Genomic DNA, 14,930 nt, shown 5'->3' on the forward strand with positions numbered 1-14,930 from the left:
CGGCGGCGCGTCTCTACCCGAATAAGACATTCTATACAGGCGCCGCGGGCGGCGTATAGGCTAAATCCTCGCGGTCAGGAGCCCACGCCCGCGCGTAAGGCCGTGAGGCAGAAATCGACCATTTCCGCGCTCGTTGGATGCGGGCGGTGTGCGAATTCGACCATCAGGTGGGGATGGCAAAAACGCACGCAGGCGGTGCGAACGAGCTTGCTGGCGAGCTTGGCGTCGCCCTTGGCGAATTCGCCACTTTCCATGCCCGAGGCGATGATCCGCTCATAGATCGCGTCCAGCCGGTCGATATGGTCGTCGATCAAAGGCCAATGTTCGTTCAGCGCCGCCTCGACCATCTCGTGCAGCTTGCGATCGGCCAAATAGCGTTCGGCGTTCATAGCTTCGCTCGCCAGCACCAGCGTCCGCAGCCGCTCGGCGGCGGGGCCCGGCCCAGAGGCGAGGCGCTCGGCGGCCGCCTCCACTTCCCCCATCAACTGGCGGGCGACGGCCATATGGATCTCCGACTTGGAGCCGAAGAAGCGATAGACATTCGCCGGCGACATGCGCAGCTCGCGCGCAATATCGGCCACGGTCGTCTTCTGAAAGCCGATCTCGCGAAAGAGACGCTCGGCTGTCGCGACGATCCGCGCGCGCTGCTCGTTCTCACGTGCGTTGGGGGCGTCTTCGACTGCGCTCATTCCGCCGCCTCGCCGATGAATCCGGCGGGGAGGCCCGCTTCATCCGGCGCCGCGAGCTTGGCGCCCTCGTCGAGATGCTTGCGGAACCAGATCGCATAGAGCGCCGGCAGGAACAGCACGGTGAGGAAGGTCGCGACGAACAGGCCGCCCATGATGGTCAGCGCCATCGGCCCCCAAAAGGCCGAATGCGACAGCGGGATCATGGCGAGAATAGCGGCAAGCGCGGTCAGCGCCACCGGACGCACGCGACGCACCGTCGCGCCGATGATCGCCTCGCGATAATTGGCGCCGCCTTCGAGGTCCTGCCGCACCTGATCGACGAGGATGATCGAATTGCGCATGTCCATCCCTGAAAGCGCGATAAGGCCGAGAAGCGCCACAAAGCCGAAGGGCGCATGCGCCAGATTCAACGCGAGCGAGGCGCCGATAAGGCCGAGCGGCGCGCTCATCATGACGAGCGCGACGCGCGTGAAGTCCTGGAGCTGGAACATCACGATGGTCAGCATGGCGAGGCCGACGATGGGGAAGACCGCGAAGATCGAGGTGTTGCCTTTGGCCGACTCCTCGATGGCCCCGCCCATCTCCATCCGATAGCCTTGCGGCAACTGCTCGCGGATTTCGGCGAGCTTCGGCCAAAGGCGCGTCGAGACGTCGGGCGCCTGCACGCCGTCCTTGACGCCCGAGCGGACCGTGATGTTCATGTTGCGATTGCGCCGCCAGAAGATCGGCTCCTCGTGCTCATAGACGATCTTGGCGACCTGCGAGACCGTCACCGGCTTGCCGTCGCGCGAATAGACGACCATGTCGCCGAGCCGCGCAAGGTCGCCGCGCTCGCCGGGCTCGGCGCGCGCCACGACGTCGATCTGGTCGATGCCGTCGCGCAGCGTCGTGACGGTGACGCCCGAGATCACCATGCGCAGGCGATTGGAGACGTCCTGCGGCGTCACGCCGAGAAGACGGGCGCGATCCTGATCGATGACGAGCCGCACGCTTGGCGTCTGCTCGTTCCACGAGAGATGCGGATCGTCGACGCCCTCGTCCGTCGCCATCACGTCGCGCACCTGATAGGCGATGGCGCGCACCTTTTCGGGATCGTCGCCAATGATGCGGAACTGCACGGGGAAGCCTGTCGGCGGGCCGTAACTGAAGCGTTCGACGCGAGCGCGCGCTTGCGGCACGGCGCCATGGGCGATCGCCGCCTCGATCTTTTTCTTCAACCGTTCGCGCGCCGCAATGTCTTTCGCGACGATGACAATCTCGGAATAGGCTTCGTTCGGCAGTTGCGGATTGAGGCCGAGCCAGAAGCGCGGCGGTCCCTGACCGATATAGCTCGTGTAGAACGCCGCGTCGGGATCGTCCTTGATGAGCGCCTCGGCCTGCCGCGCCGCCTCCGAAGAGGCGCTGATCGAGGAACCCTCCGGCAGCCGCAGTTGAAAGAAGAGCTCCAGCCGCTCGGCATAGGGAAAGAACTGCTTCTGCACGACGATCATGCCTAAAATCGCCAGAGCGAAGACGCCCGCCGTCGAGGCGATCACGAGAAGCCGGTGGTCCACCGCCCAAGTGACGAGCGCCCGCAGACGCTTGTAGAACGGCGTGCGATAGATCTCGTCCGGATCATGCGCGGCATGCCCCTTGCCGAAATCGGGCAGGAGCTTCACGCCGAGAAAGGGCGTGAACATGACCGCGACGACCCAGGATGCGAGAAGGGCGATGAGCAGCACCCAGAACATGGAGCCCGTATATTCGCCGACCGCGGAATTGGCGAAGCCTACAGGCAGAAATCCCGCTGCGGTGATGAGCGTGCCGCTCAGCATGGGAAAGGCGGTCGACTCCCAGGCAAAGGTCGCGGCCTTGATGCGGCTGTAGCCTTGCTCCATTTTCACCATCATCATCTCGACCGCGATGATGGCGTCGTCGACGAGAAGGCCGAGCGCGATGATGAGCGCGCCGAGAGAGATGCGCTGAAGATCGACGCCGATCAGATTCATGAAGATGAACACGAAGGCGAGCACCAGCGGCACCGAGAGCGCGACAACGATGCCCGTGCGAAAGCCCAGCGAAACGAAGCTGACGCCAAGAACAATGACGAGCGCTTCGAGGAAGGATCGGGTGAATTCGCCAACCGCGTCCTCGACGACCTTCGGCTGATCCGCGATCTGGTCGATGTCGATCCCGATCGGAAGCTTCGCGCGGATCTCGTCGACGGCGGCCGTCACAGCCTTGCCGAATTTGAAGACATTGCCGCCCTTCGCCATGACGGCGCCGACGACGAGCGCGGGCTGGCCCTTGTAGCGCGCAAGAAATGACGGCGGGTCCTCGAAGCCGGCATAGACATTGGCGATGTCGCCCAGCCGGATCACTTTGCCATTCGCCGGAACGGGAATGGCGGCGATCGCGTCGGAGCCTTTCAACTCTTCCGTAACCTGGATGCGGACACGATTGGAGGAGGTCTCGAAGACGCCGGCGTCATTGACGGCGTTCTGCTTGGCGAGCGAGTCGAAAATGGCCTGCGGCTCGACGCCGAGATTGGCGATTTTGGCTTCGTTGAACTCAACGAAAATGCGCCGTAGCTGCTCGCCATAGACATCGACCTTCACGACGTCCGGCGTCTCGATGAGCCGCTGGCGCAGCGCTTCGACGACCTTGTCCAGCATGTTGTAATCGGCGCCGTCGCCGGTGACGGCGTAGAGCACGGCGTCGACGTCGCCATATTCGTCGTTGACCAGCGGCCCTTGCACCCCTGCCGGCAGATCGCCCTTGATGTCGTTGAGCTTCTTGCGGAGCTGATAGAAGAGCTGGGGAATCTCCTTCGGCGGCGTATTATCCTTGAAGGTCACCTGCATCGCCAGGAAGCCCGGCTTCGTGTAGGTGTCGATCTTCTCGAGATAGGGCAGCGTCTGAAGCTTCTTTTCGTAGAGATCCGCAACCTGGTCGCGCATCTCGCTCGCCGTCGCTCCCGGCCACAGCGCAGTGACATTCGCCACCTTGATCGTGAAGGACGGATCCTCCGCGCGACCGAGACGCAAATAGGAGTAGCCGCCTGCGACGGCGATCGCCAGCATCAGGAAGAGCATGAGGGCCGGCCGCGAGACCGCCCATTTCGACAGGTTGAAGCCCATGGCGCCGGTCTCCTAAAGCGACTGGCGCGTCATGACGCGCACTTTCCGGCCGGCTTCCAGCTTGTGGACGCCGAGCATGACGATCTGGTCTTTTTCGGAGATTTCCCCCGCGACCAACGCCGCATCCGAGGCGTAGCGGATGAGCTTGACCGGGGCGAGCTTCAGGCGGCCGTCGGCCTCGACCTTCCAAACCGAGGGGCCGTCGCCCTGATTATAGAGGGCCGAGAGCGGCACGCTCATAACGGTCTGGGAGCCAGGGGCCGCGATGGCGAGCGTCGCGCTCATGCCGAGCTGCACCGCCTGGTCGGGGTCGAGGATCGAATAGCGCGCGGCGAAAGTGCGCGTCGCGGCGTCGGCGGCGGGGCTCAGCTCGCGAAGCTTCGCCTGATAGGTCTTCCCCTTGTTGGACCATAGCGTCAGCGTCGCGGTCCCTTTGTCGGCCAGGGGAACGAAATCCTCCGGCAGCGCGACCGCCGCCTCGAGCTCTCCGGAATGAGCGAGCTTGATCGCCGTCTGCCCGGCAATCATGACCTGACCCGGCTCGACCAGTGTTTGAGTCACCACGCCGTCGCCGTCGGCGCGAAGGGTGGCGTATTCGAGCGAGTTGCGCGCCAGCTCCAGCGCGCGTTCGGCCCGTTGCTGGCGCCCGCGCGCCTCCTGCGCGGCGGCGCGAATGCGATCGAGCGCCGCGTCGGTCGTCCAGCCGTTCTTGCGCAAGGCAAGCGCGCGCTTCTCGTCGCCTTGCGCCTGCGCCAGGACCATTTTCGCGGCGGCAAATTCGGCTTCGGCCTGCTCCGCCTGGAGCTTGAGGTCGTTTTCGTCCAGCGCCGCCAGGGGGGCGCCGGCCTTCACCTTTTGGCCGGCCTGAACGAAACGCTTCACAACCTTGCCGGTGACGCGGAAACCGAGGTCCGATTCGACGCGCGGGCGGATGGTCGCGACAAAATCCCGCGGCTGCGACTGCGCCGCGAGCCGCGGCTGAGCGACAAGCACAGGCCGATCATTGGACGCGTCGCCCGCCTGGTCGTGACGCTCGCAGGCCGCGAGCCCGAGCGCGACGATAAGTCCAGCAACCGCCGAAGGAATTGATGAATGAAGCTTGGCCATTGTATGAAGGGAGCCTCCGCTCGCCTGGACGAGTAACGTCTGATGAATTTCAATATTCATCACTCGTCACGCGCGGTCAAGCCCTGACGGGCGGCGAACGGTCAGAATCTTGCTAGCGCCCTGAGCGCCGGCTCCATGCCGCTTGTCGAGGAGGATTCCTTCTTCTATATGCGGCCAACCCTTGCGGCAGGCTCGGGCGAACACAATCTTGGGGAACGATAGCGCTTCTGGATCGCGCGGCGGGCTCATGGCGAGCCGCTGTCCAGCAGCGTCGAAGGGACCGCTTCGGGGTCCAAATTCGAAAGCGAAAGGAACGACATATGGCCAAAATTATCGGCATCGACCTCGGCACGACCAACTCCTGCGTGGCCGTCATGGAAGGGTCGAGCCCCAAAGTCATTGAGAACGCCGAAGGCGCGCGCACGACCCCCTCGATCGTCGCCTTCACCGACGACGGCGAGCGTCTAGTCGGCCAGCCGGCGAAGCGTCAGGCGGTGACGAACCCCGACAAGACCTTCTTCGCCATCAAGCGCCTCATTGGCCGCACCTTCGAAGATCCGATGACCAAGAAGGACATCGGCCTCGTCCCCTATAAGATCGTGAAGGCCAATAACGGCGACGCCTGGGTGGAAGCCGCGGGCAAGCAATATTCGCCCTCGCAGATTTCGGCTTTCATCCTGCAGAAGATGAAGGAGACGGCGGAGGCCTATCTCGGCTCGACCGTCACGCAGGCCGTCATCACGGTTCCCGCCTACTTTAACGACGCCCAGCGTCAGGCCACCAAGGACGCCGGCAAGATCGCCGGCCTCGAGGTTCTGCGAATCATCAACGAGCCGACCGCGGCGGCGCTGGCCTATGGCCTCGACAAGAAGCAATCGGGCACGATCGCGGTCTACGACCTCGGCGGCGGCACCTTCGACGTCTCGGTTCTGGAGATCGGCGACGGCGTCTTCGAGGTGAAGTCGACGAATGGCGACACCTTCCTCGGCGGCGAGGACTTCGACAACCGGCTCGTCGAATATCTCGCGAGCGAGTTCAAGAAAGAGCAGGGCATCGACCTCACGAAGGACAAGCTCGCCCTGCAGCGCCTGAAGGAAGCGGCCGAAAAGGCGAAGATCGAACTCTCCTCCGCCACGCAGACCGAGATCAACCTGCCTTACATCACCGCCGACGCCACGGGTCCGAAGCATCTGACCCTGAAGCTGACGCGCGCGAAGTTCGAGGCGCTGGTCGACGATCTGATCCAGCGCACCGTCGAGCCCTGCAAGAAGGCGCTCAAGGACGCCGGCCTCACGGCGGCCGAGATCGACGAAGTGGTGCTCGTCGGCGGCATGACGCGCATGCCGAAGGTGCAGGAAGTCGTGAAGCAGTTCTTCGGCAAGGAGCCCCATAAGGGCGTCAACCCGGACGAGGTCGTCGCCATCGGCGCGGCGGTCCAGGCGGGCGTTCTGCAGGGCGACGTGAAGGACGTGCTGCTGCTTGACGTGACCCCGCTGTCGCTCGGCATCGAGACGCTCGGCGGCGTGTTCACGCGCCTCATCGACCGCAACACGACCATCCCGACCAAGAAGAGCCAGGTGTTCTCGACCGCTGAAGACAATCAGCAGGCCGTGACCATCCGCGTCTTCCAGGGCGAGCGCGAAATGGCGGCGGACAATAAGCTGCTCGGCCAGTTCGACCTGATGGGCATTCCGCCGTCCCCGCGCGGCATGCCGCAGATCGAGGTGACCTTCGACATCGACGCCAACGGCATCGTGAACGTCACGGCGAAGGACAAGGCCACCAATAAGGAGCAGCAAATCCGCATCCAGGCCTCCGGCGGTCTGTCGGACGCCGACATCGACAAGATGGTCAAGGACGCCGAGCTGCACGCCACCGAGGACAAGAAGCGCCGCGAGCTGGTCGACGCCAAGAACCATGCCGAAGCCGGAATCCATACGGCAGAGAAGGCCGTGGCCGATTACGGCGACAAGGTCTCCGGCGCCGACAAGAGCGCGATCGAGGCGGCAATCGCCTCGCTGAAGAGCGCGCTCGAAGGCGATGATGTCGAGGCCATCAAGGCCAAGACCAATGAGCTGGCGCAGGCCTCGATGAAGCTCGGCGAGGCGATGTACAAGGCCCAGCAGGCCGACGCAACCGGCGCCGGCGCAGCCGAGGCCCCGAAGGACGACGTGATCGACGCCGAGTTCAAGGACGTCGGCGACGACCACAAGAAGTAAGCGCGCTCTGGCCTCGAGCGGCCGAATGCGCTAGCCAACGGAAGCCCGGCGTGAAAGCGCCGGGTTTCGTTGCATCCAAGTGAGGCCAGGGAAGGCCCCAAATGAGACCCTCCGCGGCGCTTGAATTACATCGCAAAGCTGTCCGGGCGGCGGTGACTCGCTACCGCACGGCCAATCCGCGCGTGTTCGGCTCCGTTCTGTATGGGGAGGATCACGAGGGCAGCGACATCGACATTCTGGTCGATGCGCTCCCGGGAGCGACCCTGTTCGATCTTGGCGGCCTGCAAATGGACCTGCAGGGTATTCTGGGCGTGCGAGTTGATCTGCTGACGCCGCAGGAACTGCCTAAGCGCATTCGCGCCCAGGTGATTTCCGAGGCGGAGCCGATATGAGGGACCGGAACGTCTTCCTCGTCCTCGACCAAATGTTGGAGGCGAGTCGCCGAGCCACGTCTTTTATAGAGGGAATGCAGGAACAGGATTTTCTCGCCGATGTCCGAACGCAGCAGGCGGTCGCCATGAGCCTTCTCATTATTGGCGAGGCGGCGACGCGGCTCGGACGAGATCACCGGGAGTTTATCGCGGCGCATCCTAACCTGCCGTTGCAACACATGGTTGGATTGCGCAATCGGATCGCCCACGGCTATACCGAGCTGAACTTTCGCGTCATTTGGCAAACAGTGCTGTCAGACGTGCCGGAATTGCTTTGTCGCCTCGATACGATTTATGAGGCTGCTGGAGAGCAATTAGGCGGCGCGCCGAACGGACCAACCGAAGACTAAAATGTCCAAACGCGATTATTACGAAGTCCTCGGCATCTCGAAGACCGCGACGGAAGTCGAGATGAAGATCGCCTTTCGCAAGATGGCGATGCAATGCCATCCCGACCGCCATCCCGGCGATGCGGAGGCGGAGGCGCGCTTCAAGGAGCTGAACGAGGCCTATCAGACCCTCACCGATCCGCAGAAGCGCTCGGCCTATGACCGTTTCGGCCACGCCGCCTTCGAGCAAGGCGGCATGGGGGGCTTCGGCGCGTCGGAAGGCTTCGGCGCCTCCATGGCCGATATTTTCGAGGATCTCTTCGGCGACGTCATGGGGCGGCGCGGCCGCTCTGGCGGGCGCGAGCGCGGCTCAGACCTGCGCTACAATATGGAGATCACGCTCGAGGAGGCCTATCACGGCAAGACCGCCTCGCTCCAGATTCCGACCTCGGCGACCTGCGAGGCCTGCGCCGGCACGGGCGCCAAGAAGGGCTCCAAGCCCAAGACCTGCACCACCTGCGCCGGCCATGGCCGCGTGCGCGCGCAGCAGGGCTTCTTCGCCATCGAACGCACCTGCCCGACCTGTCAGGGGCGCGGCGAGATCATCGAGAATCCCTGCCCCTCCTGCTCGGGCTCGGGCCGCAAGACTGTGGAGCGCTCGCTCTCCGTCAATGTGCCGCCGGGCGTCGAGGACGGGACCCGCATTCGCCTTGCGGGCGAGGGCGAGGCCGGCATGCGCGGCGGGCCGCCCGGCGACCTCTACATTTTCCTGTCCGTGAAGCCGCACCCCTTCTTCCAGCGCGACGGCGCCGACCTTTATTGCCGTGTGCCGATCTCGATGGTCCGCGCCGCGCTGGGCGGTGAGATCAAGGTCCATGCGCTCGACGGCTCGGAGGTCAAGATCAAGGTGCCGGAGGGCGCCCAGTCCGGCCGGCAGATCAAGGCCAAGAGCAAGGGCATGCCGGTCCTGCGCGGGCGCGACCACGGCGATTTGCATGTGCAGCTCAGCGTCGAGACCCCGCAGAAGCTCACAAAGCGGCAGAAAGAGCTCTTGGCGGAGTTCGAGAAGGAATCATCGCACGAGACGCATCCCGAGGAGCATGGTTTCTTCGCGCGGATGAAGGATTTGTTCGGGGGATAGCAGGGCGAGACTCGCCATATCTGGCTGCCCGTTGTGCGCGCGACTTTGGCGCGCTTGCGCGTCCGCTTCTTCGGCAGAAATGACAGTTGATCATAGCTGCACTGGGAAGCACGCGACCGCTCCAGTCCTTGCCAGTAGCTTAGCCGTTTGTTATAGGCTTTCCAGTTCTCAAGCGCGCCAGAATATCTAAGCAGACAAGCGGCCACCAGTCTGCGAGCGACTTATTTGTGTCGGTATTTCAAGGACTAAGAAAATGAAAAATGCGGCGTTAAAGTTCTCTCGGGTGATTGTTGCTTTATTTGTCGGCGGATGTGCAACGTCGGGAAATCCAACTGTCAAGTTCAGCCAGGATGTTTTGAAAAATCCTAACACTGGGCAAGTTGTTGTGTGTGGAGGGCGTATTAACGCTTCAGCACCCGCGATTTCCAGAAGGGCTTTCGAAGCCACCCATCAAGCGTGCGTCCGCAATGCAAAGGCGGTGGGCTATACGCACGAGTTGCAGGTGACCAGGTGGCCGTGAGCTGCCGCTAACAAGAACGCTGGTTTTGCTCTGGATTTCCCGATCGCTCGCTTTGCGAGCGTCGGGAATGACACGGAACCAACCAAGTGGATTACCTATCAACGCAGCCCGCGCGCCAGCCGGCTATGGCGTCGGCTGTAGAGGAAATAAATTGCCAGCCCGATCGCCATCCAAATAAGAAAGCGCTCCCAGGCGATGGCTGGGAGCCTGGATAAAAGCCACAGCGAGAAGCCGACGCCGGCGAGCGGCGTGAAGGGCACGAAAGGCGTGCGGAAGCTTCTCGGCGCATCGGGCCGGGTTTTGCGCAGCACGATGACGGCGACGCAAATGACCACGAAGGCGGAAAGCGTGCCGATATTCACGAGTTCGGCCACTTCCTTGATCGGATAAAGCGCGGCGACGATCGCCGTCAGCGCGCCGGCGATGAGCGTCGGCCGATAGGGCGTGCGAAAGCGCGGATGCACCACGGCGAACCACTGCGGCAGCAGGCCGTCGCGGCTCATCGCGAACCAGATGCGCGCGCAGCCCAACAGAAACGCCAGCATCACGCTGGTGATGCCGGCGACGGCGGCGATCGACACGATGAAGGCCACCCAGGGCAGGCCGATCGAGGCGAAAGCGGCGACGACGGGCGCCGGCGTGTCCAGCGTGTCGAAGCGCGCAATGCCTGTCAGCACCAGCGACATGGCGACATAGAGCGTGAGCGATATGGCGAGCGACAGCAGCACGGCGCGGGGCAGGTCACGTTGCGGATGACGCGCTTCTTCCGCCGCCGTCGTCAGCGTGTCGTAGCCAAAGACTGCGAAGAACACGACCGCCGCGCCCTCGGCGACACCCGAGAAGCCGAAGGGCATGAAAGGCCGCCAGTTCTCTAGGCGCACATAGGGCAGGCCGGCGGCGATGACGAAGAGCACGGCCGCGACCTTAACAACCACCATCGCCGTGTTGAAACGCGCGCCCCATTCGATGCGCAGCGTCAGCAGCCCTGCGACGCCCAAGGCGCCGAGCGCCGCGAGAAGATCGACGACATGACCGGGGCCGGTCCCCGCCGCGCCGGCCGCCCAATCGGGAAGGGGAATGCCGAGCTGGGCGAGCAGCGCCTGCAAATAGCCGGACCAGCCGATGGAGACGACGGCGACCACCAGCGCATATTCGAGCAGCAGGTCCCAGCCGATGATCCAGGCGACCAGCTCGCCGAGCACCGCATAAGAATAAGTGTAGGCGCTGCCCGCGACCGGAATCAGCCCGGCGAATTCCGCATAGGACAGCGCGGCGGCGGCGCTGGCGACGCCGGCGATCAAAAAGGACAAGGCGACGGCCGGGCCGGCCTGCGTCGCGGCGACGACGCCGGTCAGCACGAAAATGCCGACGCCAATCAATCCGCCGAGCCCGATGCTGGTGAGCTGCCACACGCCCAACACGCGGGGGAAGCCGCCTGCGCCGTCGGCTTCCGATCGAAGACGCTCGATGGATTTGGCGCGCGCCAGTTCGCGCAGGCTCATGCTCGCCCCCTTCATACCCGAGGCTTCACATAAGCGATCGCGCCAGCGCTGTCATGTTTGACAAAAGAGCGGGCAAAGCCGCCCTTTTGCGCGGCTTATTTTGCTTGCTCGAGATGCATCAGCGCTTCTTCCGCGTGTTTGGTCGCGGCTTCAGCTTTTTTCTCCTTGCCCGTTTCGATGGCCTTTTCGAGATGGGTGATGCCCTGCTTGATATGCGGGTTCGCCTTTTCCTTCTCGGCCGCTTCGGCGTGTTTCAGCGCTTGTTCGGCGTGGGTGGCGAGCACGTCGCCATGACCCTGCTTGCCGTGATCGATCGCCTGCTTGGTATGCGCGATCGCTTCGGAAAGATGGTTTTCCGCAAAGGCCAGTCGTGGCGCGAAGGCCAGTCCGAGCGAAAGGGAAAGCGCAAGAGCGAAAACTCTGCGGTTCATTTGACCGACTCCTCAAATACGTGCCGCAGAAGCGATATGGCGCGCTCGCGTCATCCTTCCAGCGTCGCCCTTGGCGCCCGCGCGCTCTATTGTCTGTCGGCCGCGTAGAGCGCGCAGCTTTCGCCGAATTCGCCGAGGCCATTTTCGAGCAGAGAGGAAAGAAGGGGGATGCCGATGAGATAGGCCGAGGTCGAGCCCTGACGCCGGGCGCGCGCCTCACGCACCGCCTCGTTCCAATCCGCCCCTGCATAATCGCCGCGTCCGATCCAGGTGAGGGCCACGAGCTCAGCCTGCTCGTCTTCGTCCATGGCGTCGATGAAGGAAGCAATTTCGTCACGCACCGTAGCAAAGGCCTCTTCGGTCATGACGCTCACGAAATTGTCGTCGGTGGCGTTGGAGGCGTCGGCGTCCATGCCTTCGTCCTCGCTTTCGAGTTCGCGCGCTTTGACGACGATGAAGCAAACCTTGTCGGTATTGATTGTGGGCATGGCCGTTCCTCTCCGTTTCGATGCGAGCCGGCGGCTTTACCGTGGCCGCTCTCGCGAGCGGCGCCCTTTGCATATATTCATCCTGCCCAATTTAGACCGGTCTCGAGGCAACAATTTTGCGAGGCGCTCGAGCGCCCTGCGCCTGGGAGAGGCCGCGGGCGGCCTCTGCCGAGCTTATTGCACGGCATGGCTGTCTAGAAATCAAGTCATATCCATTCAATCACTTATTGCTGAAGTATATAGTCAAGCTGTTACAGTATATATTTATGAGAAAGAAGTTTGATTCTTGCACTATGTATTAACTCTATAATAAACTCGCAAAATAGTCAACTTTTTGCCAACATTGTGCCATGAGATCAATGTAATACTTAATTGTTGTAATTATTAGGAGTAAAAATGACATGATAGCCAGCGACATTCTACCAACATTACGCGTTGTTTCGCTTCCCGGCGCCAACCCGTCGTCTGCTCAATTGAGCGACTACAAAAGCGCTTACGCCATGTGGAAGATGGTCTGGTCGGAGACATTCAGGGAGCTGGATGGGCTCGACAAAATGTTCTCGGACGATTTCGCCCGGCAAGACGAAATCCTCTGCGTCTTTCGCGGCCCCGTATGTTTGGCGCTGGGCCTGATGCGCTGGCGGGATATCGAGCTCCCGAGCGTGCGCGAGGATTCCTATTTTCAGATGTGGCCCGCGGAATCCATCGATGGGCTGCGCGCCAATGGCAAAGACATCATCATCTGCTGCAATTTGACAATCCATCCGATGGCGCGGAGCAACGCCCTCGGGCTGCCGATGAAAGACGTCATGATGGGCCTTCTCATCCAGCGCTTTTTGGAGTCGGGCGCCGACGCCATGACGGGCGCCATGCGCGCTGATCGCGGCATGCACAAGACGACCTATCGACTCGGCGCGACGCCTCTGGCGACCGGTCTGGTCCACCACAATTCGCCGGTCGATCTCGTCGCCTTCTTTCCGCAAAACATGACCGGCGGGGAAGCGGAGGTTGCCCGCGCAGTACGGTACCTCTGGGGCGTCAAGCGGCAACATCCCATCCAAAGGGCTCGATACAAGGGGGCGAAAAATGCGTGAAGCGCTCGATGTTCTTCTCAACAACGTGAAAAAAGAAATGTCGGCGTGCCCTTGGGAAAATCCCTACGCCTACGCCGATTTTCTCGCGCAGACCTATTACTACGTCTGCCACTCGACGCGGCTTTTGGGTCTTGCGGCGGGCCTTTGCCGGGTCGACAGAGACCTGCTTCACCGCCGCTTCGTTCAGCATATCGGCGAGGAAAAACTGCATGAGCGCCTGGCGTTGAACGATCTGCGCGGCCTGGGGTCGAAGCTCGAGGATTTTCCCGAACATTCCATAACAAAGGCGTTTTACGAGTCGCAATACTACAAGATCGAGCGCCTCGATCCGACCGCGCTCTTTGGTTACATCCTTCTCCTGGAAGGAGTCGCGGTATCCGTTTGCCCTGACATCTATCAGCGCGTCGAGCGCGCGCACGGCAAGCGCTGCGCCAACTTCTTGAGGGTTCATGTCGAGGAGGACGTCGATCATCTGCCGAAAGCTTTTGCCCAGATCGAAAGCCTGTCGGCGGGCCAGAAGAGCGACATTCTGGTAAACATGGCCCAGACCGCCGATCTTTACTGCCAGATCATCTCGCAGGCGGCTCGAGGCCGGAGCGTCGAGCGCGCGAGGGCGGCTTAGCAATATCGACAAATGCGACGCGCGCGCCCGACGTGCGCGTCGTGAACGCGGCTTCACCGGAGCCCTTGTCCCCGACCGGCGCGCTTCGCATATAGTGATGGAGAAATTTTGCGGAGCGGCGGATGCGTGTCGGCGCGCCCAGGGAAATCAAGGACAATGAATATCGCGTCGGCCTGACGCCGTCGTCCGTCGCGGAGCTGGTTCATTCCGGCCACGACGTGCTGATCGAGAAAGGCGCAGGGGCGGGCGCTGGCCTGACGGATGACGATTATGCGCTGGCCGGCGCCCGACTCGTCGAAGGCCCAGCGGAGATATTTGCGAGCGCCGAATTGATCGTGAAGGTCAAGGAGCCGCAGCCGAGCGAAATCGCGCTGCTGCGGCCGGGGATGGTCCTTTTCACCTATCTGCATCTTGCCGCCGACGCCGCGCTCACGCGGGGCTTGATGCAGAGCGGCGCCAATTGCATCGCCTATGAAACGGTGACGTCCGCCGGCGGTGGTCTGCCGCTGCTGGCGCCGATGTCGGAAATCGCCGGCCGTCTTGCGCCGCAGGTGGGCGCGCGCTTTCTCGAAAAAGGCGAGGGCGGGAGAGGCGTGCTGCTCGCCGGCGCGCCGGGCGTTCCATCGGCGGAGGTTCTCATTCTCGGCGCCGGCAATGTCGGCTTGCAGGCGGCGGCGATAGCGCTGGGCATGGGCGCGAGCGTGCTTGTCGCCGATCGCAACGTCGAGGCCCTGCGCCGTCTCGAAGCGAGATTCGGGTCGATTGTACGGAGCATCTATTCCACCCGCACATCCGTCGCCGAAACCATCAGGCGCGCCGATCTCGTCATCTGCGCCGCGCTGACGCCGGGCGCCCGCGCGCCCATTCTCGTCACGCGCGACATGTTGCACACGATGAAGCGCGGCGCCGTCATCGTCGACGTCGCCATCGACCAGGGCGGCTGCTGCGAGACCTCGCGCCCGACGAGCCATTCCGACCCGGTCTATGTCGTCGACGGCGTGGTGCATTACTGCGTGACCAATATGCCGGGCGTCGTGCCGCGCACCTCGACCTTCGCGCTCAACAACGCCACTTTGCCTTTCGTCCTCGCGATCGCGAACAAGGGCTGGCGGGCGGCGCTCGCCGACGATCCACATTTGCGCGCGGGGCTCGACATCTTCGACGGGCGCGTCGTCTCGGCCCCTGTCGCGGCGGCGCATGAGCTGCCGCTCACGCCATTGCCCGGTGTTTTCTATTGA

At 62.9% G+C, this 14,930-nt stretch carries 13 protein-coding genes; 7 read left to right on the forward strand and 6 right to left on the reverse strand.

What is annotated here, in order from left to right; genetic code table 11:
* Nucleotides 1-74: 74 nt before the first annotated feature.
* Genes QMG84_RS05085 through QMG84_RS05095 form a run of 3 tightly spaced genes read right to left on the reverse strand, consistent with a single transcriptional unit; the run spans nucleotide 75 to nucleotide 4,915 of the window.
* Nucleotides 75-689, reverse strand: coding sequence for a TetR/AcrR family transcriptional regulator (locus tag QMG84_RS05085; RefSeq protein WP_202072186.1), 615 nt, complete (start codon nucleotides 687-689; stop codon nucleotides 75-77).
* Nucleotides 686-3,808 carry an efflux RND transporter permease subunit gene (locus QMG84_RS05090; protein WP_281930914.1) on the reverse strand — a complete coding sequence of 1,041 codons (3,123 nt, stop codon included), beginning with the start codon at nucleotides 3,806-3,808 and terminating at the stop codon, nucleotides 686-688. Before QMG84_RS05090 ends, QMG84_RS05085 begins: the two co-directional genes overlap by 4 nt.
* A 12-nt stretch (nucleotides 3,809-3,820) precedes the next feature.
* Entirely contained in the window at nucleotides 3,821-4,915 is a 1,095-nt protein-coding gene (locus QMG84_RS05095; protein WP_202072188.1) for an efflux RND transporter periplasmic adaptor subunit, read from the reverse strand.
* Nucleotides 4,916-5,235: 320 nt separating this feature from the next.
* Between QMG84_RS05095 and dnaK the strand changes: the two genes are divergently transcribed.
* From dnaK to dnaJ, 4 genes are all read left to right on the forward strand, one after another.
* On the forward strand, nucleotides 5,236-7,134 hold the full coding sequence (gene dnaK, locus QMG84_RS05100; RefSeq protein ID WP_281930916.1) for a molecular chaperone DnaK: 1,899 nt from the start codon (nucleotides 5,236-5,238) through the stop codon (nucleotides 7,132-7,134).
* Between the two features lie 101 nt (nucleotides 7,135-7,235).
* A complete protein-coding gene (locus QMG84_RS05105) occupies nucleotides 7,236-7,526 on the forward strand; it encodes a nucleotidyltransferase family protein (RefSeq protein WP_281930917.1) in 291 nt (96 codons plus the stop codon).
* Complete coding sequence (locus QMG84_RS05110) at nucleotides 7,523-7,915, forward strand: HepT-like ribonuclease domain-containing protein (RefSeq protein ID WP_281930919.1); 393 nt, start codon at nucleotides 7,523-7,525, stop codon at nucleotides 7,913-7,915. The genes QMG84_RS05105 and QMG84_RS05110 overlap by 4 nt, the downstream gene beginning before the upstream one ends.
* A 1-nt stretch (nucleotide 7,916) precedes the next feature.
* The gene (dnaJ, locus tag QMG84_RS05115) at nucleotides 7,917-9,035 is read left to right on the forward strand and encodes a molecular chaperone DnaJ (protein WP_202072192.1); all 1,119 of its coding nucleotides are present in this window, start codon (nucleotides 7,917-7,919) and stop codon (nucleotides 9,033-9,035) included.
* A 618-nt stretch (nucleotides 9,036-9,653) separates the two neighbouring features.
* On the opposite strand, the gene QMG84_RS05120 is transcribed toward dnaJ, so the two are convergent.
* The 3 genes from QMG84_RS05120 to QMG84_RS05130 all read right to left on the reverse strand — a co-directional run bounded on the left by QMG84_RS05120 (nucleotide 9,654) and on the right by QMG84_RS05130 (nucleotide 11,976).
* A complete protein-coding gene (locus tag QMG84_RS05120) occupies nucleotides 9,654-11,057 on the reverse strand; it encodes an amino acid permease (protein ID WP_281930921.1) in 1,404 nt (467 codons plus the stop codon).
* A 95-nt stretch (nucleotides 11,058-11,152) separates the two neighbouring features.
* Nucleotides 11,153-11,488 carry a small metal-binding protein SmbP gene (gene smbP, locus QMG84_RS05125; RefSeq protein WP_202072195.1) on the reverse strand — a complete coding sequence of 112 codons (336 nt, stop codon included), beginning with the start codon at nucleotides 11,486-11,488 and terminating at the stop codon, nucleotides 11,153-11,155.
* Between the two features lie 86 nt (nucleotides 11,489-11,574).
* Nucleotides 11,575-11,976: a DUF3775 domain-containing protein gene (locus QMG84_RS05130; RefSeq protein WP_281930924.1), complete on the reverse strand. Its 402-nt coding sequence runs from the start codon at nucleotides 11,974-11,976 to the stop codon at nucleotides 11,575-11,577.
* Between the two features lie 401 nt (nucleotides 11,977-12,377).
* Between QMG84_RS05130 and QMG84_RS05135 the strand changes: the two genes are divergently transcribed.
* The 3 genes from QMG84_RS05135 to ald all read left to right on the forward strand — a co-directional run bounded on the left by QMG84_RS05135 (nucleotide 12,378) and on the right by ald (nucleotide 14,930).
* Complete coding sequence (locus QMG84_RS05135) at nucleotides 12,378-13,070, forward strand: hypothetical protein (RefSeq protein ID WP_281930926.1); 693 nt, start codon at nucleotides 12,378-12,380, stop codon at nucleotides 13,068-13,070.
* On the forward strand, nucleotides 13,063-13,692 hold the full coding sequence (locus QMG84_RS05140; RefSeq protein WP_281930928.1) for an iron-containing redox enzyme family protein: 630 nt from the start codon (nucleotides 13,063-13,065) through the stop codon (nucleotides 13,690-13,692). Before QMG84_RS05135 ends, QMG84_RS05140 begins: the two co-directional genes overlap by 8 nt.
* 122 nt (nucleotides 13,693-13,814) lie before the next feature.
* Nucleotides 13,815-14,930, forward strand: a complete 1,116-nt coding sequence (ald, locus tag QMG84_RS05145; protein ID WP_281930930.1) for an alanine dehydrogenase — start codon at nucleotides 13,815-13,817, stop codon at nucleotides 14,928-14,930.

Source organism: Methylocystis iwaonis, from assembly GCF_027925385.1.
Taxonomy (GTDB): domain Bacteria; phylum Pseudomonadota; class Alphaproteobacteria; order Rhizobiales; family Beijerinckiaceae; genus Methylocystis; species Methylocystis iwaonis.